At 73.4% G+C, this 26,177-nt stretch carries 19 protein-coding genes; 14 read left to right on the forward strand and 5 right to left on the reverse strand.

Features of this window, described 5'->3' with window-relative positions:
• The first annotated feature begins 308 nt into the window (after window positions 1-308).
• Window positions 309-1,037 carry a ferritin-like fold-containing protein gene (locus IGS67_RS02375; RefSeq protein ID WP_192277432.1) on the forward strand — a complete coding sequence of 243 codons (729 nt, stop codon included), beginning with the start codon at window positions 309-311 and terminating at the stop codon, window positions 1,035-1,037.
• Between the two features lie 74 nt (window positions 1,038-1,111).
• On the opposite strand, the gene IGS67_RS02380 is transcribed toward IGS67_RS02375, so the two are convergent.
• The gene (locus IGS67_RS02380; protein WP_102510697.1) at window positions 1,112-1,336 is read right to left on the reverse strand and encodes a DUF3107 domain-containing protein; all 225 of its coding nucleotides are present in this window, start codon (window positions 1,334-1,336) and stop codon (window positions 1,112-1,114) included.
• 193 nt (window positions 1,337-1,529) lie between these two features.
• Between IGS67_RS02380 and IGS67_RS02385 the strand changes: the two genes are divergently transcribed.
• Together IGS67_RS02385 and IGS67_RS02390 are read left to right on the forward strand one after the other, a co-directional pair.
• The gene (locus tag IGS67_RS02385) at window positions 1,530-4,787 is read left to right on the forward strand and encodes an ATP-dependent helicase (protein ID WP_192277434.1); all 3,258 of its coding nucleotides are present in this window, start codon (window positions 1,530-1,532) and stop codon (window positions 4,785-4,787) included.
• The gene (locus IGS67_RS02390) at window positions 4,784-8,230 is read left to right on the forward strand and encodes an ATP-dependent DNA helicase (RefSeq protein ID WP_192277436.1); all 3,447 of its coding nucleotides are present in this window, start codon (window positions 4,784-4,786) and stop codon (window positions 8,228-8,230) included. The genes IGS67_RS02385 and IGS67_RS02390 overlap by 4 nt, the downstream gene beginning before the upstream one ends.
• A 10-nt stretch (window positions 8,231-8,240) precedes the next feature.
• Here the strand turns inward: IGS67_RS02390 and IGS67_RS13610 are convergent, their stop codons facing one another.
• Entirely contained in the window at window positions 8,241-9,743 is a 1,503-nt protein-coding gene (locus tag IGS67_RS13610) for a phosphotransferase (protein ID WP_210766962.1), read from the reverse strand.
• A gap of 85 nt (window positions 9,744-9,828) precedes the next feature.
• On the opposite strand from IGS67_RS13610, the gene nudC reads away from it, so the two are divergent.
• From nudC to IGS67_RS02430, 7 genes are all read left to right on the forward strand, one after another.
• Window positions 9,829-10,797 (forward strand): NAD(+) diphosphatase, encoded by a 969-nt coding sequence (nudC, locus tag IGS67_RS02400; protein ID WP_192277871.1) that lies wholly within the window; start codon window positions 9,829-9,831, stop codon window positions 10,795-10,797.
• A gap of 354 nt (window positions 10,798-11,151) precedes the next feature.
• Window positions 11,152-13,326, forward strand: coding sequence for a DEAD/DEAH box helicase (locus tag IGS67_RS02405; RefSeq protein ID WP_407925800.1), 2,175 nt, complete (start codon window positions 11,152-11,154; stop codon window positions 13,324-13,326).
• Between the two features lie 179 nt (window positions 13,327-13,505).
• Window positions 13,506-13,727 carry a mycoredoxin gene (locus IGS67_RS02410; protein WP_235977599.1) on the forward strand — a complete coding sequence of 74 codons (222 nt, stop codon included), beginning with the start codon at window positions 13,506-13,508 and terminating at the stop codon, window positions 13,725-13,727.
• Window positions 13,728-13,790: 63 nt separating this feature from the next.
• Window positions 13,791-14,093, forward strand: a complete 303-nt coding sequence (locus IGS67_RS02415) for a hypothetical protein (RefSeq protein ID WP_192277440.1) — start codon at window positions 13,791-13,793, stop codon at window positions 14,091-14,093.
• A 112-nt stretch (window positions 14,094-14,205) separates the two neighbouring features.
• Window positions 14,206-16,182, forward strand: coding sequence for an ATP-dependent DNA helicase UvrD2 (locus IGS67_RS02420; RefSeq protein WP_192277442.1), 1,977 nt, complete (start codon window positions 14,206-14,208; stop codon window positions 16,180-16,182).
• A 141-nt stretch (window positions 16,183-16,323) separates the two neighbouring features.
• Entirely contained in the window at window positions 16,324-16,479 is a 156-nt protein-coding gene (locus IGS67_RS02425; RefSeq protein ID WP_165375507.1) for a hypothetical protein, read from the forward strand.
• Window positions 16,480-16,653: 174 nt separating this feature from the next.
• Window positions 16,654-17,052 (forward strand): WhiB family transcriptional regulator, encoded by a 399-nt coding sequence (locus IGS67_RS02430; protein ID WP_192277444.1) that lies wholly within the window; start codon window positions 16,654-16,656, stop codon window positions 17,050-17,052.
• A gap of 134 nt (window positions 17,053-17,186) precedes the next feature.
• On the opposite strand, the gene IGS67_RS02435 is transcribed toward IGS67_RS02430, so the two are convergent.
• A complete protein-coding gene (locus IGS67_RS02435) occupies window positions 17,187-17,855 on the reverse strand; it encodes a hypothetical protein (RefSeq protein WP_192277446.1) in 669 nt (222 codons plus the stop codon).
• A gap of 162 nt (window positions 17,856-18,017) precedes the next feature.
• On the opposite strand from IGS67_RS02435, the gene IGS67_RS02440 reads away from it, so the two are divergent.
• A complete protein-coding gene (locus IGS67_RS02440) occupies window positions 18,018-18,560 on the forward strand; it encodes a M48 metallopeptidase family protein (RefSeq protein ID WP_192277448.1) in 543 nt (180 codons plus the stop codon).
• Window positions 18,561-18,663: 103 nt separating this feature from the next.
• Here IGS67_RS02440 and IGS67_RS02445 read toward each other — a convergent pair whose 3' ends face one another.
• Entirely contained in the window at window positions 18,664-20,088 is a 1,425-nt protein-coding gene (locus tag IGS67_RS02445; protein ID WP_192277450.1) for a zinc-dependent metalloprotease, read from the reverse strand.
• Window positions 20,089-20,184: 96 nt separating this feature from the next.
• Here IGS67_RS02445 and IGS67_RS02450 point away from each other — a divergent pair, with 96 nt between their 5' ends.
• Window positions 20,185-21,156, forward strand: a complete 972-nt coding sequence (locus IGS67_RS02450; RefSeq protein WP_192277452.1) for an NAD-dependent epimerase/dehydratase family protein — start codon at window positions 20,185-20,187, stop codon at window positions 21,154-21,156.
• A gap of 58 nt (window positions 21,157-21,214) precedes the next feature.
• Entirely contained in the window at window positions 21,215-22,357 is a 1,143-nt protein-coding gene (locus IGS67_RS14265) for a YlbL family protein (protein ID WP_192277454.1), read from the forward strand.
• Window positions 22,358-22,414: 57 nt separating this feature from the next.
• Here the strand turns inward: IGS67_RS14265 and IGS67_RS02460 are convergent, their stop codons facing one another.
• Window positions 22,415-22,975 (reverse strand): PPA1309 family protein, encoded by a 561-nt coding sequence (locus IGS67_RS02460; protein WP_192277456.1) that lies wholly within the window; start codon window positions 22,973-22,975, stop codon window positions 22,415-22,417.
• A gap of 109 nt (window positions 22,976-23,084) precedes the next feature.
• Between IGS67_RS02460 and IGS67_RS02465 the strand changes: the two genes are divergently transcribed.
• Window positions 23,085-26,087, forward strand: coding sequence for a UPF0182 family membrane protein (locus IGS67_RS02465; RefSeq protein WP_328741370.1), 3,003 nt, complete (start codon window positions 23,085-23,087; stop codon window positions 26,085-26,087).
• The last annotated feature ends 90 nt before the right edge of the window (window positions 26,088-26,177 follow it).

A 26,177-nucleotide genomic window follows, 5' to 3' on the forward strand; every position in this document is an offset into this window, starting at 1 on the left:
TCTGTGTGCGAGGTGCGGACGGCGCTCACCAGCGGGGGTCCGCGCGGCGCGGAGGCGGGCTGGGCCCGTGCCCGCGGCGAGACGCTCTCGGCGGCCGGCGCGTCCGCGCCGGATGTGGCCGGAAGCCGATCGCGCAGTTCTTCCGGTCGCACGCCTCCGCCGGGGCGAGCGGTGCGGCCGGGAGTCGTCATGATTCACAAGGTGTCGAGACGACCGGGCATCCGATGTACCGGGCCAGGATATCCGACGCGGTCAAGGACCGGCGGGACGCGGCCGCCCGCGCGGGGCATGAGTCCTACGATGGGGGGATGCCAACCTCGTCCGAGACCCCTGACCTCACGCCTGCGCCCTCGACCGACGCCGCGCACGACGCGGGCGACGTGCTCGCGCTCGTCGCCCAGATGGAGACGGTCGCGTTCCTGCGGTTCGCGGGCGCGGCCGCGGAGACGACGGACCCTGAGCGTCGGCTGCAGCTCGTCCGCCTTGCGGGGGCGTCGCTCGCCCGGCAGGAGCGGGTGCTTGACCGGTCGGCGGAGGTCCTCGGGACGCCCGAGGCGGCGCTTGCGCTGTACGTCGCGTTCGAGGGCGCGTTCGACGAGTTCAACGCCCGGACGCGTGCGAGCGGCTGGTGGGAGGAGCTCGTCAAGGGCTATGTCGGCCATGGGGTCGCGTACGACTTCTGCCGGATCGTCGCCGAGGCGCTCGACCCCGCGTCGCGGGACATCGTCGTCGACGTCATCGACGGGGAGCTGACGTCGGAGTCGGCGATCACGCTCGTCGACGAGGCGACGAACGACGACGAGCAGCTCGCGTCGCGGCTCGCGCTGTGGGGCCGTCGGATCGTCGGTGAGGCGCTGAGCGTCGTCCAGGTCCTGCTCACGGACAACGCGTCGCTCCAGCGGCTTCTCGCGCGCGCGGTCGCGCTGCGCTTCGAGGGGACCGACGACGAGGTGCCGGCGGCGCCGTCCGCGTGGCTCTTCGGTCAGCTGACCGCCGAGCATGCGCGGCGCATGTCGCGCGTCGGGCTCGCAGCCTGACGGGCGTCCGCAGGGACGACGACGCCCTCCTCGCCGTGGCGGGGAGGGCGTCGTGCTGCGCGGGCGCGTGTGTGTCAGATGGTGCCGAAGCCGACGCGTCGCTGCTCCTCGGCGCCGATCTCGACGTAGCCGATCGTCGCGGTCGGCACGAGGACACGACGGCCGCGGTGGTCGGTGAGGTCGAGGACGGTGCCGCCGTCGAGGGCCTTGGCGACGGCCGCGGCGACCTCCTCGGCGCTCGCGTCGGTCTCGACGACGATCTCGCGGGTGAGGTTCTGCACGCCGATCGTGATCTCCACGTCGACCTCCTTGGGTTCGGACGGATGAGTTCTCGGTGCCAGCATCCCACCTCGTGCGGGGCGTCGTGGGCGTGTTCGCCCAGCGCGCACAGGGCGGCTGCGGCGCGCGGTTCGCGTCGGCCCGGGGAATGTCGGTGGCTCGTGATGGGATGCGAGGCATGAGCAACGGACCGGTGGACTGCGGGGTGGAGGCATGAGGGCGCGGCTCGCCCCGGCGGACGCGCCGCTCGTCCTTGTGCCGGACGCGGCGCAGGACGCGGCGGTCACGCGTGCGCGCACGGAGCGCGCGCTGCTCGTCACGGGAGCTCCGGGTACGGGCCGCACGACGACGACGCTGCGGATCGCCGCCGACCACCTCGCCCCGGCCGACGGCCGTGCGCCGCTCGATCCGGCGAGCGTGCTCGTCGTCGCGGCGACCCGGCGTGGCGCGGGGCAGATCCGTGACCGGCTCGCGGCGCTCACGGGCCGGACGGTCGGGGCGCCCCTCGTGCGGACGGCGCCGTCGGTCGCGCACGCGATCCTGCGTCGACGCGCGGCGGCGCTCGAGCTGCCGGCGCCGACGCTCATCTCGGGCCCCGAGCAGGACCTCGTGCTCGCCGAGCTCCTCGAGGGGCACCTCGACGGTGAGGGGACGGACCTCGTCCTGCCGCCCGGGGTGCCGCCGGAGGCCCTGCGCACGCGCGGGTTCCGGGACGAGCTGCGTGACGTCCTCATGCGGGCGGCGGAGCGCGGGCTCGACCCGGTCGAGCTCGACGAGCTCGGCGTCGCGCGCGAGCGGCCCGCGTGGCGGCTCGCCGCTCGGCTCATGGAGGAGTACCGCGACGTCATGGCGCTGCGGACCCTCACCCCGGACCTCGGCGAGCGTGTCGATCCGGCGTCGGTGGTCCACGAGGCCGTCGAGGCACTGCTCGCGTGGGACGACGAGGTGCCGCGGGCGACGCGGCCGCGCTGGGACCTCGTCGTCGTCGACGACTACCAGGAGGCGACGCAGGCCCTCGCGCGGCTGTGCGACCTGCTGCTCGACGACGGGGCGCGGCTCGTGCTGCTCGGTGACCCCGATCTCGCGGTCCAGGGGTTCCGCGGGGCTGTGCCGGGGCTCGTCGCGCAGGCCGCAGCACCGCGGGCGTCCGGCACGGCAGCGTTCGGCGCCGAGCACGTCGTCCTCGGCACGGTGCACCGGCACGGGCCGGCGCTGCGTGAGGTGACGACGCGCGTCGCGTCTCTCGTCGGGGCGGTGGGGACGGTGGCGCACCGCAAGGCCGAGGCCGCTGACACCGCGACGCCTGGCACGGTCCGTACCGCGATCCTCGACGGTGCCGCGCAGGAGCACGCGTACGTCGCGCACGCGCTGCGCTCGTGGCACCTGCGCGAGGGGTTGCCGTGGTCGGAGATGGTCGTCCTTGCGCGCTCGGGAGGGCAGGTGGCCGCGCTGCGGCGCGCGCTCACCGCGGCGTCCGTGCCGGTGACGGTGCTCGGGTCCGAGGGGCCGCTGCGGGACGAGCCCGCGGTGCGTCCGCTGCTCGACGCGGTCGAGGTCGCCTCGGGCGCGGAGCTCGATGCCGACCGGGCTGTCGCGCTCCTGCTCTCGCCGATCGGTGGGCTCGATGTCGTCGGGCTGCGCCGGCTCCGGCGCGCGCTGCGCGCCGACGAGCTCTCGAGCGGCGGCACGCGGACGTCGGACGCGCTGCTCGTCGAGGTGCTTGCGGACCCGGTGCGGTCGGAGGTTCTGCCGTCGGCCGTCCGACGAGCTCCCGCCCGGGTCGCGCGTGTCCTCGCACGTGGCAGGGAGGCAGCCGCGCTCTCCGGCGCCGATGCGCAGACCGTCCTCTGGGCCGTGTGGGACGCGACCGGGCTTGCACCGCTGTGGCGGGACGCGGCGCTCGGCGGCGGCGCCGCGGGCGCCCGGGCGGACCGTGACCTCGACGCCGTGCTCGCCCTCTTCAAGGCAGCGGAGTGGTTCGTCGAGCGCAATGCGCGCCGCACCCCGGGGATGTTCGTCGACCACGTGCGCTCGCAGGAGCTGCCCGCGGACTCGCTCGCGCAGCGTGGCGGCGTGACGGACGCGGTGAGCGTCCTCACGCCCGCAGGCGCGGCCGGCCGGGAGTGGCGCGCGGTCGTCGTCGCAGGCGTCCAGGAAGGGGTGTGGCCTGACCTCCGGCTGCGGGACACGCTGCTCGGGGCGCAGGCTCTCGTCGACGCGGTCGCGGGTCAGGACGTCGCCGACGGCGACCCGGAGCGGCTCGCCCGTGCACGTCGCGCGGTGCTCTCCGACGAGGTCCGCGCGTTCCTCGTCGCCGTCTCGCGGGCGCGTGAGCACCTGCTCGTCACGGCGGTGAGCGACACCGAACAGCTGCCGTCCGTCCTCCTCGACCTCGTCGAACCACCCGGTCCGGACGTCGACGAGGACGCGCCCGACCCGCGTCGCCGTGAGGCGCCCGTCGCGCTCGACCTGCGGGGCCTCGTCCTTCGGGCGCGGCTGCTCCTCCAGGTGGGGAGCACGGACGGACTGGTCGGCGGTGAGCGCTTCGCCACGAGCCCCGGAGGAGCCGCGCACGAGGCCGCCCGGGCCGAAGCAGCCGACGTCCTCGCACTCCTTGCCGACATGGGCGTGGGCGTCGCCGACCCGGCCGGCTGGTACGGCACGCACGACGTCTCGAGCACTGCGCCCGCGTGGGGCCCGGACGACCGCGTGCGCGTCTCGCCGTCGAAGGTCGAGCAGGTGCACCGCTGCGCGCTGCGCTGGGCGCTCGAGGCCTCCGGGGGGCGTGCGGCGGACGCCGTGCAGCAGAGCCTCGGCACGCTCGTCCACGCGATCGCAGAGACGTACCCGTCGGGCAGCTTCTCGGAGCTCGTCGGCGAGCTCGAACGGCGCTGGCCCGAGCTCGGGCTGCGGCCCGGCTGGCCCGAGACGGTCGCCCGGACGAGGGCCCGCACGATGATCGACCGCCTCGCGCAGCACATGGCCGCGAGCGGTGAGGTTCTCGCGACCGAGGCCCGCTTCGCCGCGGAGATCGGGCGGGCGGACCTCGTCGGGAGCGTCGACCGCCTCGTGCGGCAGCCCGACGGCTCGATTGTGGTCGAGGACCTCAAGACCGGCGCGGCAGGCAACGCCAAGGACGCCGAGGTCAACCCGCAGCTCGGCGCGTACCAGGTCGCTCTCGAGGCCGGGGCGTTCGCCGACGTCCCCGGCGTCGGGGAGGCCCCGGTGAGCGGCGGGGCACGACTCGTCCACGTCGGCGGGACATCGAAGGGTCCCTCGCTGCGCGAGCAGCCCCCGCTCGCGGACGCCGAGGATCCCGGGTGGGCTCGCGAGCTCGTCGAGGGCGCCGCCACGGCGATGGCCGCGGCGACCTTCACCGCGACACGCAACTCGATGTGCGACTTCTGCCCGGTGCGGCGCTCCTGCCCGCTCCAGGAGGAGGGACGCACCATGGGAGGGACCACCGCATGAGCACCACCAGCACGACGGTGAGGTTCTCCGCGGCGGACATCGCCGACCGGCTCGGCCAGTTCCGTCCGACGGACGAGCAGACGGCCGTCATCGAGGCGCCGCTCGAGCCCGTGCTCGTCGTCGCGGGAGCCGGGTCGGGCAAGACCGAGACGATGTCCGCGCGCGTCGTCTACCTCGTCGCCAACGGCCTCGTCGCCCCCGACGAGGTCCTCGGCCTCACGTTCACGCGCAAGGCCGCGGGCGAGCTCGCGGAGCGCATCCGGCGGCGCCTGCGGACGCTCGCCGCGGCCTCCCGTGCCGACGGTGAGGCCGTGCCGTGGGCCGCGGCAGCCGGCGACGACGCGGGTGCCGCGCTGCTCGGTGCGCTCGCTCGCCCGGTCGTCGCGACGTACAACTCCTACGCGTCGGGGCTCGTGCGGGAGCACGGGCTGCGGCTCGGCATCGAGCCAGGGGCGCGGCTGCTCGGTGAGGCGAGCCAGTGGCAGCTCGCGCACGACATCGTCGAACGCTGGACGGGAGATCTCACGCTCACGTCCGCGACGAGCACCGTCGTCGACGCGGTCCGCAGCATGTCGCAGGCGCTCGCCGAGCACCTCGTGCCGACCGACGAGGCCCGCGTCCGCATGCAGGGCATCATCGACGCGCTGCTCGGTGCCCCCGAGGTCGCCAAGGGACGCAAGGGCGTCCGTGCCCCCGTCCGGGATCTCACGATGCTGCTCGGGCACCGCATCGAGCTGCTCGACCTCGTCGACGAGTACCGCCGTCGCAAGGCCGCGACCGACTCGCTCGACTTCTCCGACCAGGTCGCGCTCGGCGCACGCCTCGCCGAGGACTTCGACGAGGTCGGCGCGGGCGAGCGGGCCCGCTACAAGGTGGTGCTGCTCGACGAGTACCAGGACACGTCGTACGCGCAGGCGCGCATGCTCGGCGCGCTCTTCGGCGACGGGCACGCCGTCACGGCCGTCGGTGACCCGCACCAGTCGATCTACGGCTGGCGCGGTGCGAGCGCGTCCGGCCTCGCACGCTTCGGCGAGATCTTCCGCGCTGGCACAGGGCTCCACCACCTGTCGCTCTCGACGTCGTGGCGCAACGACCGCGCCGTGCTCGATGCCGCGAACACCATCGCTGCGCCCCTGCGCCGCGCGCAGGAGGGGACCGGCCTCGAGGTGCGCACGCTCGGCACGCGTCCGGGCGCCGGGGCGGGCACCGTGACGAGCCTCTTCACCGTGACGGAGGAGGACGAGGCGGCCGCGGTCGCCGAGGAGATCGCCGCACGCTGGCGCCCCCGCTCGCACCCCGACGGCGCGCGGAGCGCGGCCGTGCTGTGCCGCGCACGCAGGCATTTCGGCCCGATCGAGGCCGCGCTGCGCCGGCTCGGCGTGCCCGTCGAGGTCGTCGGGCTCGGCGGCCTGCTCGACGCGCCAGAGGTCGTCGACCTCCGGGCGCTGCTCGAGGTCGTCCACGACCCCTCGCGCGGCGACTCACTCATGCGTCTGCTCACCGGACCGTGGGTCGACCTCGGCGTCGCCGACCTGCTCGCGCTCGCCGACCGCGCGCGGGACCTCGCGCACCGCCAGCGGCTCGCGCGCCGTCCGTCGCCGGGGGAGACCGAGGAGCACGGGGGTGCGAGGACGGACGAGCCGACGACGCCCGGCGAGGTCGTCCCGGAGTCCGACGCGAGCGACGAGACGACGATCGTCGACGTCCTCGACGAGCTGCCTCCGGCAGCCTGGACGAGCCACGACGGGCGCGCTCTCACGCCCGAGGGGCACGCGCGGCTCGTCCGGCTCGCGGGCGTCGTCGAAAGGCTCCGCTCGCGGACGTACCTCTCCGTGCCGGAGCTCGTCGTCGAGTGCGAGCGCACCATGGGCCTCGACATCGAGGCCGGGCTGCTCGGCCCCGGCCACGCGGGCCGCGCCCGCGCGAACCTCGACGCCTTCCGGGACCTCGCGCTCACCTTCGTCGACGGCTCCGACCTGCCGACCCTCGGGGCGTTCCTCACGTGGCTCGACGCGACGGCGAGCGCGAACGAGCGGATCGACGGTGCGCTCACCGACCCCGACCCGGACGCCGTCCAGATCGTCACGGTCCACGCGGCCAAGGGCCTCGAGTGGGACGTCGTCGCCGTCGCAGGGCTCACCGACGGCAAGTTCCCGTCGACCGCGACGCAGGTCCTCGACAAGGAGGGCGAGCCTCAGGCCCCGACGGACTCAGCGTGGCTCACCGGCCTCGGCACGCTGCCGTACCCGCTGCGCGGCGACGCTCCCGACCTGCCTCGACTCGCGTACGAGTCCGCGGAGGACCACGCCGACATGGTCGAACGCCTCAAGCTCTTCAAGGAGGACGCGGGCGAGCACCAGGTCGCCGAGGAACGTCGCCTTGCGTACGTCGCCTACACCCGGGCGCGCGAGCACCTGCTGCTCACGGGCTCGTGGTTCCGCGGCGAGGCTCAGAGGCCGAGCCCGCCGAGCACGTTCCTCGTCGAGCTCGCCGAGGCCGGCCTTCTCACGACGACGGGCTGGGCGGAGCCGCCCGAGGGGGAAAACCCGACGCTTGCCGCCGAGCACACGGCCGTGTGGCCGCGCAGCGAGGCCGTGCCCGAGGCGCTCGCCGAGGCGGCACGGCGCGTCGAGGAGGCGCGCGCCGCGCGCCGGGCACGCGAAGGCGTCCGCCCGGTCGCGGACGACGAGTCCGCCCGACTGCACGCGGACGATGGAGGCACTTCGACCACGGACGGGCCCGGCACAGACCAGGACACCGCCCCCGTCACCGATCTCGCCGCGACCGCCGCGATGCTCCTCGCGGAGCGCGAGCTCCGCAGCCGGCCCGTCACCGAGGTCGACGTGCCGACGCACGTCTCGGCGTCCGCGATGGTGCGCATGGCGACGGACCGTGCCGAGTACGCGCTCGCGCTGCGCCGCCCGGTGCCGTCGGCGCCGTCCGTGCACGCGCGACGGGGCACGACGTTCCACGCGTGGGTCGAGCAGCACTTCGCGGCGCCCGCGCTCATCGACGTTCTCGACCTCGACGACGCGGACGACGAGGCGCCGGACGGCGAGCTCGACGCGCTCAAGGCGACGTTCCTCGCGACGCCGTGGGCCGATCTCGTGCCGGTCGCGATCGAGGTCGACGTCGAGACTCCGCTCGCCGGTGTCATGACGCGCTCGCGCATCGACGCGGTGTTCCCTGACCCCGAGCATCCCGGCACGGACCGGGTGGTCGTCGTCGACTGGAAGACCGGACGTGAGCCCCGCGACGCGGACGCAGCGGCGGCGCGCGAGGTCCAGCTCGCGGTCTACCGGCTTGCATGGGCGAGGTGGACGGGGCTACCTCTCGAGAAGGTCGACGCGGCGTTCTGCTACGTCGGCTCGGGCACGACTGTCCGCCCCGGGCGGCTGCGCGACGAGGCCGAGCTCGAGGCGCTCCTGCGCGGAGAGGGCTGACGCGTCGGCGTCAGCCGCGGCCCGGACCACCCGGGCCGTCGTCGACCGTTTCCGCGGAGTCGTCACTCGGCGAGTCGTCGCTCAGCGTGTCGTTGTGAAGTGCGTCGGCGCTCAGTGCGTCGGCGCTGAGCACGTCCGCCGCGTCAGCCGCGGGCGCCGGCTCGTCGTCAGCCGCTGATGCGGGCGACACGACCCAGTCGGAGCCGCCGGACCCGGGCACCGCGATGACGTCGTCGGGGTCGACGTCCTCGTACGAGGCCCAGACGGCACGGGCGTCCGCGATGTCGATCGCCTCGGTCGCGGCTGTCGGGACGAGCGGTGCCGAGACCTGGGGGGCGGCGCCGTCGACGGTCTCGACCGCGCCCGTGACGGCGCTCCCGGCGCTGAGCGCGCTCGCCACGCTCACCCCGGACGCGGCGCTCACCCCGGACGCGGCGCTCACCCCGGACGCGGCGCTCACTCCCGACGCCGCGCTCCTGCTGCTGACGATCGCCGTGCCGTCGGCCACCTCGGTCGCCTCGACCGGCACTGCGTCGGCGAGCGTGACGCCTGCGGCGACGCCCGCGCCCACGCGGACGCTGCCGGTCGCAGGCGACTCTCCGGCGGGGTGAAGGGCGTCGTCGAGGTCGAGCATCATCTCGACGGCATCGGCCTGGATCTGCTCGTCACCCTGGTGGACGCCGTGGAGGAGCCAGCGGACGAGCGCAAGCTCGCTCACGAGGTGCGCGCGGTCGACGAGGTGGGTGTCGGACAGCTCCGTGCGAGCCTGACGGTAGGCCTCGAGCACGGACTCGGCGGCGTCCTCGGGGGCAGCGACGAGGAGCCACGCGAGGTCATCGGCAGGGTCTGCGACCTGGCAGGACGACCAGTCGACGATCCCGTTGACGGTCTGCTGCGCGACGAGCACGTGGTCGGCACCGAGGTCACCGTGGGTGACGACGGGCCGGTAGCGCCACACGGCGACGTCCTCGAGCGAGGCCTCCCAGCGGCGCAGGAGCCGCACGGGCACGCGTCCGGTCGCGGCGGCCTCGTCGAGCTCGGCGAGGCGCCGGCGACGGTAGTCGTCGGCCGTGTACGAGGGCAGGCCTGCGTCCTCGACGAGCGAGCTCGGAAGCTCGTGGAGCGCGGCGATCGCCTGGCCCACGGCCCGCGCGAGGCCGGGGCCGGGCCGGAGCTGCTCGAGGGGCAGGGGGTGGCCGGGGATCTCGGGGTAGACGACGGCACGGCCGCCCTCGTCGAGCTGGGCGAAGCCTGCGGGTGCGGGGACGGCGAACGGCAGCCGGCCCGTGCCGACGTACGCGTCGAACGAGCGCAGGAGCGCCATCTCGGCCTCGAGGCTCGCTCCGGCGACGGTGTCGCGCGGCGAGCGGACCATCCAGCGGCGCCGCTCGTCGTCGACGACGAGCGCGACGTCGTCGTCGCCGTCGGACACGACCGCGGCCACCTCGACGGCGCGCAGGCCGGGAACGGCGGCGGTCGCGAGGGCGGCGAGGGCGAGGTCGGAGCGCTGCATCGCTCCACGGTACGGCGCGCGGGCCCGCGAGGTGGTGAGGGCACGCCCTGCGTCGTGCGAGACGCGTACCGTGAACGTCGTGACGATGCCGACCGACTGGTCCTCCCTGCCGCTGTCCCGCACGGGCACCGATCGTGCCGCGGCGCGGCGCGACTCGCCTGACAACCTTGCGCGTCTGCTCGCGGCAGCGACGACGCGCGTGCTGCTCGTGCGTGGTGGCGAGCTTGCGCTCGAGCCGGGGGAGGGGCACCGGCTTGCGTTCGTCCCGGCTGCGGACGTCGTGACGGCGGCCGAGCTCGGGCTCGTGTGCGACCTGGGGCGGTCGCCGCGTGACGGCGGCACGGACGTGCTCGCGCTCGTGCTGCCGACGACGCGGCCCGCGGTCGACATCGAGGGTGTCGAGGCGCCGACCCCCGCCGAGGAGCTGGCCTCCGGCAGGCGCTGGGGGGCGCTGCGTGACGTCGGGCACCTGCTCGACGGGCACGACGCGGGCCTTGCGACGGCGGCGGTGGCGCTCGCGGCGTGGCACGCGCGGGCGCCGCGCTGCCCGTCGTGCGGGGAGCCGACGGTCGCGGTGAGCTCGGGCTGGGCGCGGCGCTGCGAGGACGAGGGGGTCGACCACTACCCGCGGACGGACCCTGCGGTCATCATGGCGGTCGTCGACGCGGACGAGCGGCTGCTGCTTGGGCACGCGGCGCACTGGCCGGAGCGTCGGTTCTCGACGCTCGCGGGGTTCGTCGAGGCGGGCGAGGCCGCCGAGGCGGCCGTGCGGCGGGAGGTGCTCGAGGAGACGGGCGTCGTCGTGGGGCGTGTCGAGTTCCGGGCGACGCAGCCGTGGCCGTTCCCGGCCTCGCTCATGCTCGGGTTCGTCGGGCACGCGGAGACGACGACGGTGACGACGGACGACGTCGAGGTGACCGACGCCCGCTGGTTCACGCGGGACGGCCTTGCGGCCGACGTCGCTGCGGGGCGCGTGCTGCTGCCGATGCGGTCGTCGATCGCGCGGGCGCTCATCGAGGAGTGGTTCGGCGGAGAGATCGTCGAACCGGCGTGACGCTGTGCGTCGGGCGGCGTGACGCCGTGCGTCGAACCGGCGTGGCGGAACGGTTGAGGGGTCCCGGTGGTGGCCTGCGGGGCGTAGGATCTGTTCGTCCGTGCGCGCTGCGGACGATGACCGTGCCGCGGCCTGCGGACGGAGCAGGTCGTGCCTGGCGGTGCGAGGACCCGTGGCGGGAGACGCCCCGGGCGGACGCGTGAGCGGCCGCGCACGTGGGGCCGTGCCACCGGGCCACCGGTCCGTGCCGTGCTGACGGCCGGGTCTGCGGTGGCGACCGGCCGCCGCTCGGTGCTGTGCGTCGAGCGCGGCGACGTCGAGCGCGTAACTGTGGTGACGAACGAAGGAAGTGCTGTGGCACGAGCAGGCACCGGCCGGTCCGGACACTCGCGCGGAGGCTCGGGCGGCTCGGGTGGTTCCGGCGGGCAGCGTCGGCGTGACCGGGACGAGGGTCTTGCCGGGGTGCTCGCGGGGATCGCGCGCGAGATCGACGCCGCGGTCCGCAAGTCCCCGTCGCGCCCTGCTGTGCGCACGAAGTTCCAGGTCGTCGCGCTCCTCGTGCGCGAGGAGCGGGCACGCGTCCAGGGCGACGAGTCGCTCACGGCCGCGAAGCGCACGCACGAGCTCAAACGTCTTGACGGCGTCGCGACGTCGCTCGCGAGGATCGCGGCGCGTGACACGTCTCTCCTCACGCTCCTCGGTGAGGACGCGCGGGTCTCCGGCGCCGCACGTACCTATCGGGCGACGGTGCTGCGTGCTGCGGGCGTCGAGGTGCCCGACGACGTCGTTGAGGAGGTCGAGCCCGAGCCTGTCGTCGAGCGGACCGCCCCGCACCGCGTGGTGCCGCGGTCCGCCGTCTCGCGCCGCATGGCGAACCCCTTTCTCGCCCCGAACTTCGAGGCTGCGGCCGAGCGTCAGGCCGCGCGTCCGCGACGGCTCGCGGGTTGGGAGCTTCTCGAGCCGCTCTTCCGTTCCTTCGAGGTGGCGGGGACGGGCGAGGTCGCGTGCATGCCGCTGCCGGACGGGTCGATCGCGTCGGCCCCGCCTGGCCGCCAGCTCATGCACCACCAGGCGCAGGTCGTCCACGCGGCGGCGCGCGGGCACCGCACGTTCCTCCTCGCGGACGAGCCGGGGCTCGGGAAGACCGCGCAGGCGCTCCTCGCCGCGCAGGCCGGAGGCGCGTTCCCGCTTCTCGTGGTCGCGCCGAACGTCGTCAAGACGAACTGGGCGCACGAGGCGCGGCTCTGGGTCCCTCACCGGCGGGTCACGGTCATCCACGGCGACGGCGACGGCAGCGGTGACGGCGACCAGGTCGATGCGTTCGCCGACGTCATCATCGTCAACTACGAGATCCTCGATCGTCACGTCGACTGGCTCGGCGAGCACGGCTTCCGCGGGATGGTCGTCGACGAGGCGCACTTCATCAAGAACAGGTCGTCGCAGCGTTCGCGCAACGTCCTCACCCTCTCCGAGCGGATCCGGGAACGTACGGCGAAGCCGCTGCTCGTCGCGCTCACGGGAACACCTCTCATCAACTCTGTCGAGGACTTCCGCGCGATCTGGCAGTTCCTCGGGTGGATCGACGAGAAGCTGCCTGTCGGTGGTCTCATGACGGCGCTCGAGGAGACGGGGCTCAGCCCGGGGGAGCCGGGGTTCTACGCGGCAGCGCGCCGCGCCGTCGTCGACATGGGCATCGTGAGGCGTCGCAAGGTCGAGGTCGTCGCGGACTTCCCGGCGCGCCGCGTGGCGGACCTCCCGGTCGAGATCGACGGTGCGCTGGGCCGTTCGATCCGCGCCTCGGAGAAGGCGCTCGCGCGACGCATGGTCGAGCATTACCGGTCTGCGCTCGCGCACCGGTCGGGCGACGTCGTCGAGGGTGTGGACCTCGCCCTCGCGCGCCGTGTCGCGGCGTCCGAGCTCAAGGACTCGACGTCGAAGGCTCAGGGCGAGAACATCTTCACGATGGTGCGCCGCCTCGGGCAGGCCAAGGCGGGGCTCGCGGCCGACTACACGGCGCAGCTCGCGCGCAACGTCGGCAAGGTCGTGTTCTTCGCCAAGCACGTCGACGTCATGGACGAGGCCGAGCGGGTCTTCGCCGACCGTGGCATCGGGTACGTCTCGATCCGTGGCGACCAGACCGCCCGTGCCCGGGCGCACGCGGTCAAGGCTTTCACGGAGGACGACGACGTGCAGGTCGTCGTGTGCTCGCTCATGGCGGCGGGTGTCGGCCTCAACCTCCAGGTGGCGTCGAACCTCGTGCTCGCCGAGCTGCCGTGGACGGACGCGGAGCAGACGCAGGCGATCGACCGTGTCCATCGCATCGGTCAGGACGAGCCGGTCACGGCGTGGCGGGTGATCGCGGCGCAGACGATCGACGCGAAGATTGCCGAGCTCATCGACGCGAAGTCGGGGCTTGCCGCGCGTGCTCTCGACGGTGCTGACATCGATGACGAGGTGTCGTCGACGGACGTCCAGCTCGAGGCTCTCGTCGCGCTGCTCGTCGACGCGCTCGGTGGTGCGGCGTCCTGACGCGGCGCCGCGACGTGCGGTCCCGTGCCGGTCGGCGGAATGCCGGACGGTGCGGGATCGTTATGCTGCGGCAGGGCCATGTGGCCCGTTGCCCGTACCGACGCCTGCGCGTCCGACGTTCCCGGAGGAGACCCGTGACCCTTGCTGCACCGCACGTCCCCGAGGCCGGTTCCGTCGTCATGTACTCGACGACGTGGTGCGGCTACTGCACGCGCCTCAAGGCTCAGCTCGACTCGGCCGGCATCGGCTACACCGAGGTGAACATCGAGGAGGTGCCGGGGACGACCGACTATGTCGCGTCGGTCAATGGCGGCGACTGGGTCGTGCCGACCGTCGTGTTCCCGGACGGTACGTCCGCGACGAACCCGTCGCTCGCGCAGGTCAAGGCTCGCCTGGCCTGAGCCGGGCGTCGCCCGACGACCGCCGCGCGAGCGCGCGGCGACCGATCCGAGAAGGGGACGACCATGTGGACCGTCGTGCACTGGGCCGCGCTCGTGTGGGCCGTGGGGAGCGCGATCTACGTCGGGGTGGCGTGGTCCCGCAAGGCCGGGGCGCGCCGGGTGCCCGACGCCGCTGCGCAGCCGAGCACGTTCCTCCTCGCGCGGATTGGCATGATCGCGGTGCTTCTCGCGCTCATGGTCGACGAGGATCCCTCGGTCGGCCCGTGGTGGCTCCGGGTGGGCGGGCTCGTCGTCGCGCCGATGGCGCTCGCGTGTGGCGCCACGTGGACGCGCGAGCGCGCGCGGAGCAGCGCCGACCCGGCCTGAGCCCCGCGTGCCGAGGCCCGCGCCGTCCCCAGGGATGGTGCGGGCCTTCGCCGTCCCCAGGTGAGGGGGCCGGTTCCGTGGATGTCGGTGGCGCCTGGGATGATCGACGACGATGACTCCCGACGAGATCCTTGACGCCCTCGACCCTGACCAGCGTGCTGTTGCTGAGGTGGTCCACGGGCCCGTCGTCGTGCTCGCGGGCGCAGGCACGGGCAAGACACGCGCGATCACGCACCGCATCGCGTACGGCGTGCGGGCCGGCTACTACCCGGCGACGTCGGTGCTCGCGGTGACGTTCACGGCGCGTGCGGCGGGGGAGATGCGCGGGCGGCTGCGGGCGCTCGGCGTCGGCGGGGTCCAGGCGCGCACGTTCCACGCGGCGGCCCTGCGGCAGGTCGGGTACTTCTGGCCGAAGATCGTCGGCGGGGCACCGCCGCGCATCGTCGAGCAGAAGGCGCAGATCGTTGCGCACGCCGCGACCGGGCTCGGGATCTCGGTCGACAGGCTCGCGGTGCGGGACATCTCCTCGGAGATCGAGTGGGCGAAGGTCTCGCTCATCCCGGCCGACGGCTACGCGGAGGCGGTCGCGGCACTGCGGCGCGAGCCTCCTGCCGGGCTCGAGGCCCAGACGGTCGCGCGCCTGCTGCGGGCGTACGAGGACACGAAGAACAACCGCGCGCTCATGGACTTCGAGGACGTCCTCCTCTACCTCGCGGACATGATCGGCTCGCACACGTCGGTCGCGAACGAGATCCGGCAGCAGTACCGGCGTTTCGTCGTCGACGAGTACCAGGACGTCTCGCCGCTGCAGCAGCTCGTCCTCGACCAGTGGATGGGCCCGCGCCGCGACCTGTGCGTCGTCGGCGACCCCTCCCAGACCATCTACTCGTTCACGGGTGCGACCCCGCGCCACCTGCTCGAGTTTCGCAAGCGCTTCCCGGACGCGACCGAGGTGAGGCTCGTGCGCGACTACCGCTCGACGCCGCAGGTCGTGGGGGTTGCCAACGCGCTGCTCGCCGACCCGCGCGCACGGACGTACGCGGGTCTCGAGCTCAAGGCGCAGCGTCCTGCAGGGCCGCCCGTCGGGCGTTCCGTGCACGACGACGACGAGGCCGAGGCCGCGTTCGTCGCAGGGCGTGCCGCGCGGCTCATCGCCTCGGGGGTCCGCGCGAGCGAGATCGCTGTGCTCTTCCGCACGAACGCGCAGTCGGCGGTCCTCGAGAACGCGTTCGCGGATGCGGGGGTGCCGTACCTCGTGCGCGGCGGCGAGCGCTTCTTCCAGCGCAAGGACGTCCGGGACGCGCTCGTCCTCCTGCGCGGCGCGGCCCGCGCCGTCGAGCCGGGCGTCGCGCTCGGCGAAGCGGTGCGCGACGTCCTGCTCAACGCCGGCTGGGCACCCGAGCCGCCCACCGCTCGCGGTGCGGTGCGCGAACGCTGGGAGGCCATGCAGGCGCTCGTCGCGCTCGCGGACGACCTCGCGAGCCGCGAGGGCGCTGACATCCGGATGCTCGTCGCCGAGCTCGACGAGCGTGCCGCGGTGCAGCACGCGCCGACGGTCGAGGGTGTGACGCTCGCGTCCCTCCACGCCGCGAAGGGCCTCGAGTGGGACGCGGTGTTCCTCGTCGGGCTGAGCGAGGGCCTCATGCCGATCTCGCTCGCGACGGACCCGGCCGCGATCGCTGAGGAGAAGCGGCTCCTCTACGTCGGCATCACGCGTGCCCGCGAGCACCTGCACCTGTCGTGGGCGCGCTCGCGCGGCGGCTCGGGCCGAGCCTCGCGCACCCGCTCGCGCTTCCTCGAGCACCTCGGCGCCGACGCCACGAAGGGTCGGCGGAGCGCCGTCGTCCACGATCGCAGCGAGGGTCCTGACCCCGTGCTCCTCGACTCCCTGCGCCGGTGGCGCGACCTGCGCGCCGAGGACATCGGCCGGCCCGTGCACGTCGTCGTCACCGACGTGACGCTCGAGGAGATCGCGACGCTCCGGCCGACGACCCTCGCCGAGCTCGCCGACGTCCGCGGGCTCGGCGCAGACCGACTCGACCGCTACGCGGATGACCTGCTGAGGCTCCTCGAGCAGCACCGCAACTGAACCGAAGATCACGAACAGGTCACGATCGCGACGGGTTCACGATAAAGAGTTGGCCACCGCGCGAGACCCCGGTCTACGGTGGTCGAGTTCCTGACGGCAGTGCCCACGACGCGATGCGTCGCAGGCCGAGAAGAGAGAGGGGTGAGCAGCATGAAGAACTTCCAGACCATGACGACGTCGATCGTCGATACGGGCACGGCCCGCGGTCGCACCATGCGCGCTCACCTCGCCGGAGCACACCGTCTGCTCCCCAGCAAGGCGCATGCAGCGCCACTGACGTCGTCGTCCGGCATCTGACGCCACCCGCGTCCACCCGACGATCGTCACACCCGCCCGCAGGGCGGAACACCTCGCAGAACGCGCCCTCGCGCAGCCGGTATCGCAGCCGGACACGCGAGGCGGACCGCAGCGAGGCGCACCCTCTCTCTTGCACCAACTCGGAACACCCCGGAGGCCACCGTGCGGCCCAGCATGCTTCTTGCCCCGTCCATCCAGCGTGACGACCTCGTCGTCGCCCCGATCTCCCGCCCCGCGACGGTCACCCCGACGCCGTCCCCCGCGCAGCGGACCACCACGCCCTCGACCCGGGAGGAGCGCGCCGAGTTCGACGCGCTCCTCGCCGCGGTCGTCCCGTGCCGCACCGAGGACCCCGAGCTCTGGTTCGCGGAGCGCACCGCGGACGTTGAGCGCGCTAAGGCCCTGTGCCGCGAGTGCCCGCTCGCCGTCGGATGCCTCGCTGGCGCGATCGAGCGCAACGAGCCCTGGGGTGTCTGGGGCGGCGAGGTCTTCGTCGACGGGCAGGTCGTCGCCATGAAGCGCGGCCGCGGCCGCCCTCGCAAGGTGCGGCCCGAGGACGCGCAGGTCGCATGAGGCACAGCGACCGTCCCCGGGACGCGCAGGTCACGACGTGACCGCCGTCCGCCCGGCACCAGTCCGGGCCGCAGCACCGCAGGCCGGTGCACCCGCCGCGCGGGTGCGCCGGCCTTCGGCGTTCCTGGGCGCGGTCAGGCGCAGCCGCACGCCGGATGGACCGGCCAGTACTCGACCGTCGGTGTGAGGTCCGGCAGCGTGAGCACCGTCGTGCGCGCGAGGCCCCGCGTCGACGGTCCCGGCGCGAGGAGCGCGAGGGTGCGCGCCGCAGCGAGCCCCGCGCCCGCGACGGCGAGCACAGGATCCTCAACGCCGTTGCCCACGTGCCTGCCCCGCGCAGGAGGCACGTGGTCGTCGGCACGGTGCAGATCGACGCAGCGCAGACACGCGGTGCGACCAGGGGCGACCCCGGGCCCGACCTCGAGCCAGCCGTTCCCCCACGTGACGACGAGGTGCGGGACGCCCTGCGCGACGAGCCGCCACGTGCACGCTGGGTCGATGCGCTCGTGCGTGACGATGACCGCCGCAGCGAGCGTGCCCGGGTCGTGCCCGTCGAGCACCCCCGGCGACACCGCCGTCGAGGTGAGGAGCGCATCGGCGAGCACCCGCGCGGCGGACACGGGCCGGGGACGTCCGACGTCCCCGAGGCGATAACCGCCGATCCCGACGTCGTCGTGCGCGACGGACGCCGCGTCGTCGAGGACGAGGCGGTGCGCGCCGAGCGACGCGAGCGTCCTGGCGAGATGCAGCCCGAGCGGACCGAGGCCGAGCACGCCGACGGTGCTGCTCCGGAGGGCTGCCACAGCGGCACCGTGAGCCGCCACGGCAGGTGCCTGGCGGTCGGGTCGCGGAAGCGTCTGGGTGGTCACCGACCGAGGATGGCAGCGGACAGCGACTCGTGCGACTTGTCCACAGGGTCGGCGCGTGCGGTCCCGTCCGCACGCGGGCCACGATACGGTCGAGCCATGAGCGAGGGGGCTGACACGACCGGGGGCGCTGTCGAGGTGCGCCGCAGCCGGCGCCGCACCCGTACGGTGAGCGCCTACCGCGAGGGTGGACGCACGATCGTCGCGATCCCCGCACGCTTCACCAAGGCACAGGAGCGCGAGTGGGTCGAGCGCATGCTCGAGCGTCTCGCCGCGAAGGAAGCCCGGCGCAGGCCGTCGGACGCACAACTCCTCGAGCGCGCGATGGAGCTTTCGGCCCGCTACCTCGACGGTCTCGCGGTCCCCGCGAGCGTCACGTGGTCCGCTCACCAGGAGCGGCGCTGGGGGTCGTGCACGGTCGACGACCGCACGATCCGCATCTCGACACGCGTGCGCGGCCTGCCGTCGTGGGTGCTCGACTACGTGCTCGTCCACGAGCTCGCGCACCTGCTCCAGGCGGGTCACGGCCCCGGCTTCTGGGAGCTCGTCGAGCGCTACCCGCGCACCGAGCGTGCCCGTGGGTTCCTCGAGGGGGTCGCGTTCACGCACGACCACGGCGACACAGGCGACCACGTCGACTGACGCGCCCGCTGCCGTGCCGCGCCCGCTGCCGTGCCGCACCCGCAGCCGCGATGTACTCGCTGGGTCGACGCGGCCGCTCAGGCTCTCGGCTCAGGCTCTCGGCTCAGGCCTTCGGCTGTGTGCCGTCGTCGCCCTCGGCTTCCGCGAGGAACGCCTCGATCGCACGGTCGACGTCCGCGAGCTCGGCGTCCGTCGTCGCGCGGCGCCCCGCGAACCCCGCCGGATCGTCGAGGTCCTCACCCGTCGGCAGGAGGTCCGGGTGGTCCCACACCGCGTCCCGGACGGCCAGCCCTGACTGCTCGGCGATGAGGCGCCACAGCGCAGCGGCCTCGCGGGACCTGCGCGGACGCAGCTCGAGCCCGACGAGCGTCGCGAACGTCTGCTCGGCCGGTCCGCCTGCGGCGCGCCGGCGGCGCATCATCTCGCGCAGCGGCATGGCGTGCGGCAGGTGGGGGAGCGCGGCGGTCGTCGCGACCTCGTCGACCCAGCCCTCGACGAGCGCGAGCGCGGTCTCGAGGCGTTCGAGCGTCGCCCGCTGCTCGGCTGTCTGACCGATGCCGAAGAACCCGCCGCCCGCGAGAGCCGAGCGGAGCTGGTCGGGGTCCGACGGGTCGACGTCCCGCACCGCGTCGTCGAGTGCGTCGACGTCGATCGTGATGCCGCGCGCGTACGCGTCGAGCAGGCCGAGCAGGTGGCCGCGGAGCCACGGGACGTGCGTGAAGAGGCGTGCGTGCGCGGACTCGCGCAGCGCGAGGTAGAGGCGGACCTCGTCGAGCGGCGCGTCGAGGCCCTCGGCGAACTCCTCGACGTTCGCGGGCAGGAGCGCGGTCATGGGCTCGGCGACGAGTGGCACGCCGATGTCGGTGAGTCCGAAGACCTCGCGCGAGAGCGTGCCGGCCGCCTGGCCGATCTGCATACCGAACATCGCGGAGCCGAGCCGCTCGAGCAGGGCCGATGGGTCCGCGAGCGAGCCCGGGGGCAGGACCGCGGCCATGCCGGGCGGCAGCATGCCCTCCATGTCCTCGGGGAGACGCTCGCCGAGGACTCCTCCGAGCGCGGCGACGAGGTTCGTCGCGACCGGCGCCGCGAGCTGCGACCAGGCTGGCAGCGTGCGCTCGACCCATTCCGAGCGGCTCCACACGACGCGTGACCCGCCCGCGGGGGCGAGCTCGGTCGCGGTGTCGAGCCAGAGGTCGGCGACGCCGAACGCGTCGAGCGCAGCGCGACGCTGCGCGTCGCCGACGCTCGGGTCGCCGCCCGCGGCAGCAGCTTGACGTGCGACGTCGTGCGCGACGTCGCGGTTGACGGGGCCCGAACCGGTCGACAGCAGCGACCTCACCTGGGCGAGCACCTGGTCGATGAGCCGCGGGTCGTCGGCGATGCCGGCCGCGGCGTTGAGCGCGTCGACGTCCATGCCGCGTGCCCTGAGCTGCGCGATCGCCTCGTCGGCGTCGGGGCCGAAGACCGAGCGCAGCAGGCGCTCCCAGGGCTCCTCCGGGGTGTTCCCGCCGGGGAAGTTCTCCGTCATGGGTGTCTCCTGGTGCCGTGGTGGGTGCGACCGGGCGGCCGGACGTGGGAACATCCACGGTAACCGTCACGACGACCGGGGGAAGGGGCTGCAGCCATGTCGGAGGGTGAGGTTCGCTCACGGCGCACCGTGCTGCGCGGCCGCGGCCCCGTCGTCGACACGCTCGCACGGCTTCTCGACGCGGAGCCGGACGCACCCGTGCTCGGGGGCGTCGACGTGGTCGTCGTCGTCGACGGCGGCGCGTTCGACCCCATGCCGCCGTCCCGGGTCGGGGCCTGGCTCGCGGAGCACGACGCCGAGATCGCACGCGAGGTCGCCGAGTTCCGGCCGGGTTCTGTCCACCGGGTCGTCGTCGTCTCGTCGGCCTCGGTCCTCGGCGCGCTGCCCGGGGGCGGCGTCCACGGCGACGACGCGGTCCCGCTCACGGAGCCCGAGGGCACCGCGGCGCTCACCGCCGCGCTCGAGACGCACGTCGTCGAGGCCGCGAGGGAGCTCGGGGTTCCCGTGACCGTCGTCCGGACGGCGCCCGTCGTCGGCCCGGGAGTCGACACGATGATCACGCGTCACTTCGAGATGCCGTGGCTGCTCACGCTGCGTGGCGTGGACCGCGAGTGGCAGCTCCTCCACGCCGAGGACCTCGCGACCGCGGTGCGCACCGTGCTCGACCACGACGTCGACGGCTCCGTCGTCGTCGGGACCCCGGACCCCCTCTCGACCGACGCGGTCGTCGCAGCGTCCGGGATGCGTCGTGTTGACCTGCCCGCGCCGACGGCCTTCGGCATCGCGGAGCGCCTGCACCGAGCCGGGCTGCTGCCCGCGTCGGCCGCCGACCTCGCGCTCGTCGTCCACCCGTGGACGGTCGCTCCCGAGCGCCTTCTCGCGCTCGGCTGGGAGCCGACCCGGTCGAACGAGGAGTGCTTGCGCGAGCTGCTCGCGGGCGTCGAGGGGCGGACCGCGCTCGTGGGGCGTCGCGTCCACGGTCGCGACGCAGCCGCGTTCGGCGCGGTCGGCGCCGCCGTCGCGTTCCTCGGCACGGCCGCCGTCATGCGGCAGGTCCGCCGCCGCTGAGCGGCGACGGGATGAGACCTGTGACCCGCTCCCAGCGACGTCGGGGATGATGGACGGCGTGCGCCACGACACCCCGCTCGACGAGCTCCCCGAGGACGACCGATCCGGTGCCGAGCCGCCGCAGCCGCCGCAGCCTCCGCTCCTCACCCGACGCGTCCTCACGCAGACGATCGCGCTCGTGACGGCCGCGCTCGCGATCGCGGCGATGGTCGCGCTGCCGACTGGATACGTCGTGCGGATGCCGGGGCCGACGTTCGACACGCTCGACACGACGGGCACGCCCGTCATCGAGGTGACGGGCGCGGAGACATTCCCGTCGGCGGGGCAGCTGCGCTTCACGACGGTCTCCGCGCTCGGCAACAGGGACGCGCACGTCCCCGTGCTGCGGCTCGTGCGCGCGTGGATCGACCCCGACGAGGGCGTCTACCCGGTCGAGGCGCTCTTCCCCGCGGGAACGACGACCGAGGAGACGACGCAGCAGAGCCAGGCCGAGATGGTGACGAGCCAGGAGTCGGCGACCGTCGCGGCACTGCGTGCGCTCGGCCGGACGGTCAACGAGACGCTCACGGCCGTCGCGACGGACCCGGAGATGAAGGCGCAGGGTGTCGTCGAGGTCGGCGACGTGCTCCTCGCGCTCGACGGCACGCCCATCACGTCCTTCGAGCACCTCGGCGAGATGCTCGACGCCGTCGTGCCCGGGTCAGCCGTGACGCTGCGCGTCGAGCGCGCCGGGACGCCGACGGACCTCGAGGTCGTCACCTCGCCCGCGCCCGCGGGCTCGCAGGTCGGCGCCGACAGGTCGTACCTCGGCGTGTCCGTGGACCGCTCGTTCGAGACGGACCCCGTCGTGACGATGCACATCGACGACGTCGGCGGTCCGAGCGCGGGCATGATGTTCGCGCTCGCGATCATGGACATGCTCACGCCCGTCGACGAGACGGGCGGTCAGATCATCGCGGGCACGGGGACGATGAGCACTGACGGCAACGTCGGCCCGATCGGCGGCATCACGTACAAGATGCGGGGCGCGTCCGACGACGGCGCGGACTGGTTCCTCGTTCCGTCGGGCAACTGCGTCGAGGCCGCGGGCCACGTGCCCGACGGCATGACGGCGGTCGAGGTCCGTACCCTCGAGGGCGCATACGACGCGGTCGTCGCGATCGGCGAGGGCCGCGGCGAGTCGCTCCCGACCTGCTCCTGATGGCGCTCGACCGGTCAGTCCGGGCGGGGAGACCTCGCCCGGACCGACCGGGGCGCGTCAGTCCTCGAACGTCGCGGTGAGCGCTGCGACGAGCCCCGGCACGAGGTCGGGGCCGAGCGCGACCTGCGTGGGGTCGTCGTTGCGTCGCGTGCGGATCGCGCACCACGACGGGCCGTCGCGCAGGACCGCGACCGCGAGGCGGACGTCCTCTCGCTCGGGGTGCTCCGCGAGGTAGGAGAGCGCCTCGTCGGGGTTCGACGGCATCCCGACCTCGGCCTCGGGCGGGACGATGACCCGCTCGACGACGAGCGCCGCTCCGTGGACGGTCGGGGGCCAGGCGAGCGAGCCGAGCAGCTCCTCGAGCGTGTCCGCGGGGGGCAGGTCCTCCTGCTCGATCGAGAGCATCGCGAACTCGTTGGCCTCGACCTGCGCCGGCAGCTCGGGCATCTGCTGCGCGAGCTCGGGGGACGACTCAAGCGCCTCCTTCGTGCGGATGATCGCGAAGACGCGTGGCGGACCGTCCCAGCCGCCGCGTGCGACGTGCTGCTCGATCTCGCGGATGGTCTCGGACAGCGTCAGCTCCTCGAGCGTGTGCTCGCGTGCTCCCTCGGTGGTCATCGCTCCAGTCTGCCGGACGCGTCGGGAGCCTGCCGAACCGAGCGGGAACCTCCGCGCGTCCCGGGGCGTTGGGCGAGGGAGAACGTCTCTCGTCAAGAAGGTAGAAACTGTGGCATTCACACGTCCACCTGCTGATCGTCGTCCCTCCTCGCCGGGCGAGCGTCGCAAGGTCAGCCCGCTCGGCGTCACCGTCGGCGTCATCGCCGCGATCGTCGCGGTCGTCGTCCTCGCAGCCCGCTTCTGGACCGAGGTCCTCTGGTTCAACCAGCTGGGCTTCGAGCGTGTCCTGCTCACGGAGTGGGGCATGCGCGTCGGGCTCTTCGTTGTCGGCTTCCTCCTCATGGCGGTGACTGTCGGGCTCAACCTCCACCTCGCGTGGCGCAACCGTCCCGTGTACGCGCCGTCGACGCCCGAGCAGGCGACGCTCGACCAGTACCGCGAGGCGGTCGAGCCGCTGCGGCGGCTCGTGACGTTCGGCGGTCCCGCGCTCCTCGGGCTCTTCGCGGGCGGCGCGCTGTCGTCCCGCTGGGAGACCGTGCTGCTGTGGTTCAACGGCCAGTCGTTCGGCGTCAAGGACCCTGAGTACGGGCTCGACGTCTCCTTCTACACGTTCACGCTCCCGGGCCTGCGCATGGTCACCTCGACGCTCCTCGCGATCGTCGTCGTGAGCCTCCTCGGCGCGGCCGCGATGCACTACCTCTACGGGGGCATCCGCCTCGGTTCCGTCGGAGGCGACTCCCGAACGACGCGCGCGGCGCGCGTGCACCTCTCGGTGCTCGCCGCGATCGGGATGCTCCTGCTCGCCGCGAACTACTGGCTCGACCGCTACTCGATCCTCCTGAGCTCGAGCAAGAGCATCACGGGTGCGACGTACGCGGACGTCAACGCGGTCATCCCGGCGCGTGCGATTCTCGCGGGCGTCGCGGTGCTCGTCGCGATCCTCTTCGTCGTCACGGCGGTGCGGGGCAACTGGAAGCTGCCCGCGATCGGCGTGGGGCTCATGATCGTCTCCGCCGTCGCGATCGGCGCGATCTATCCGGCGATCGTCGAGCGGTTCCAGGTGCGACCCAACGCGCAGGAGCTCGAGTCCGAGTACATCCAGCGGAACATCGACGCGACGCGGAAGGCCTTCGGCATCGACAAGGTCGAGGTGACGGACTACGACGCGAAGACGACGGCGACAGCCGGCGCGCTGCGCGCGGACTCCGAGACCACGGCGTCGATCCGTCTCCTCGACCCGGCGATCGTCTCGCCGACGTTTACGCAGCTTCAGCAGAACCGTCAGTACTATTCGTTCTCCAGGTCGCTCCAGGTCGACCGCTACGAGATCGCGGGCGAGAAGCGCGACACCGTCATCGCGGTGCGCGAGCTCAACCAGGCGGGCCTTGGCGAGGCGCAGCGCAACTGGGTCAACGACCACACCGTCTTCACGCACGGCTTCGGGGTCGTCGCGGCGTACGGCAACGCGGTCAACAAGGATGGGCAGCCCTCGTTCTTCGAGGGCGGCATCCCGTCGGTCGGCGAGCTCGGCGAGTACGAGCCGCGCATCTACTTCGGCCAGAACTCACCCACGTACTCGATCGTCGGGGCGCCCGAGGGCACCGGGAACTGGGAGGTCGACTATCCGGACAACGAGGCCGGACAGGTGATGACGACGTTCCCGACCGACAAGGTCAAGGCGGGCCCGTCGATCGGCAACCCGATCAACAAGCTCCTCTACGCGGTGCGCTTCGGTGACGAGCAGCTGCTCTTCTCGGACCGTGTGACGTCGGAGTCGCAGATCCTCTACGACCGGGACCCGCGTGAGCGCGTCCAGAAGGTCGCCCCGTACCTCACGCTCGACTCGCGCGTGTACCCGGCGGTCGTCGACGGCCGGGTCAAGTGGATCGTCGACGGGTACACGACGAGCTCGCAGTACCCGTACGCGACCCAGCAGTCGCTCGAGGATGCGACGGACGACACGCTGGCGCGCAACAACCTCGTCGCCGAGGTCGTGCCGCAGACCGTCAACTACATCCGCAACTCCGTCAAGGCGACGGTCGACGCGTACGACGGCTCCGTGACGCTCTACGCGTGGGACACCGAGGACCCGGTGCTCAAGACGTGGCAGAAGATCTTCCCGGCGTCGTTCACGCCGGTGAGCGAGATCTCGGGCGACCTCATGAGCCACATCCGTTACCCGGAGGACTTCTTCAAGGTCCAGCGTGCGCTCCTCGCGAAGTACCACGTCACGGACTCCACGGCGTTCTTCTCGAGCGCCGACTTCTGGCAGACGCCCAACGAGCCGACGTCGAAGGCGGAGACCAACGCGCCGCTGCAGCCGCCGTACTACCTGACGATGCAGATGCCGGGCCAGGACACCCCGTCGTTCTCGCTCATGTCGACGTTCATCCCGGGCGGCACGACGACTGGGCAGCGGCAGGTGCTCACGGGCTACCTGTCTGCCGATGCCGAGGCCGGTGACCAGGCCGGCGTCATCGGCGAGGGCTACGGGACGCTGCGTCTGCTCAACCTGCCGAAGGACAACGCGGTGCCCGCACCGGGCAACGTGCAGAACAACTTCGACACGGACGCGCGGATCGCCGACGCGATCACGGGTCTGCGGGTCGGTAACGCGACGGTCGTCTCGGGCAACCTGCTGACGCTGCCGGTCGGCGGCGGTCTGCTCTACGTCCAGCCGATCTACGTGCAGTCGTCGTCGGGCACGAAGATCCCCCTCATGCGCAAGGTTCTCGTGTCGTTCGGTGACGAGGTCGGGATCGGTGACACGCTCGCGCAGGCGCTCGACGACGTGTTCGGCGGCAACTCCGGCGCGGAGACCGACGAGGAGGACCCGGGTCCGACGGCTCCGCCGACGGACGTGCCGACCGACGCGCCGACGGACGAGCCGACGGACGCGCCGACCGACGAGCCCACGGGCGAGCCGACGACCGCGCCCGCTCCGGGAACGCCCGCGGAGCAGCTCGCGACGGCGCTGTCGGACGCTGAGAAGGCCATCACGGACGCCGACGCGGCGCTCAAGGGCGGCGACTTCGCGGCGTACGGCGAGGCGCAGAAGCGGCTCGAGGATGCGATCTCGCGAGCGATCGCGGCGCAGAAGGCCGGCGCCTGACTGGCGCTCGTGCACGACGGCGAGGGCCGGTCGTCCCGTACGGGGCGGCCGGCCCTCGTGCTTGACGCGGCGGAGGCCCGTCGCTATCGT

The sequence above is a fragment of the Flavimobilis rhizosphaerae genome (assembly GCF_014852685.1).
Lineage (GTDB): Bacteria > Actinomycetota > Actinomycetes > Actinomycetales > Cellulomonadaceae > Flavimobilis > Flavimobilis rhizosphaerae.

Excerpts from the sequence above, each read along its gene's own strand:
- IGS67_RS02375 (WP_192277432.1), top strand. The coding sequence starts at position 309 with ATGCCAACCTCGTCCGAGACCCCTGACCTCACGCCTGCGCCCTCGACC.
- IGS67_RS02385 (WP_192277434.1), top strand. The coding sequence starts at position 1,530 with ATGAGGGCGCGGCTCGCCCCGGCGGACGCGCCGCTCGTCCTTGTGCCG.
- IGS67_RS02390 (WP_192277436.1), top strand. The coding sequence starts at position 4,784 with ATGAGCACCACCAGCACGACGGTGAGGTTCTCCGCGGCGGACATCGCC.
- IGS67_RS13610 (WP_210766962.1), bottom strand. The coding sequence starts at position 9,743 with ATGCAGCGCTCCGACCTCGCCCTCGCCGCCCTCGCGACCGCCGCCGTT.
- nudC (WP_192277871.1), top strand. The coding sequence starts at position 9,829 with ATGCCGACCGACTGGTCCTCCCTGCCGCTGTCCCGCACGGGCACCGAT.
- IGS67_RS02410 (WP_235977599.1), top strand. The coding sequence starts at position 13,506 with ATGTACTCGACGACGTGGTGCGGCTACTGCACGCGCCTCAAGGCTCAG.
- IGS67_RS02415 (WP_192277440.1), top strand. The coding sequence starts at position 13,791 with ATGTGGACCGTCGTGCACTGGGCCGCGCTCGTGTGGGCCGTGGGGAGC.
- IGS67_RS02420 (WP_192277442.1), top strand. The coding sequence starts at position 14,206 with ATGACTCCCGACGAGATCCTTGACGCCCTCGACCCTGACCAGCGTGCT.
- IGS67_RS02430 (WP_192277444.1), top strand. The coding sequence starts at position 16,654 with ATGCTTCTTGCCCCGTCCATCCAGCGTGACGACCTCGTCGTCGCCCCG.
- IGS67_RS02440 (WP_192277448.1), top strand. The coding sequence starts at position 18,018 with ATGAGCGAGGGGGCTGACACGACCGGGGGCGCTGTCGAGGTGCGCCGC.
- IGS67_RS02445 (WP_192277450.1), bottom strand. The coding sequence starts at position 20,088 with ATGACGGAGAACTTCCCCGGCGGGAACACCCCGGAGGAGCCCTGGGAG.
- IGS67_RS02450 (WP_192277452.1), top strand. The coding sequence starts at position 20,185 with ATGTCGGAGGGTGAGGTTCGCTCACGGCGCACCGTGCTGCGCGGCCGC.
- IGS67_RS02460 (WP_192277456.1), bottom strand. The coding sequence starts at position 22,975 with ATGACCACCGAGGGAGCACGCGAGCACACGCTCGAGGAGCTGACGCTG.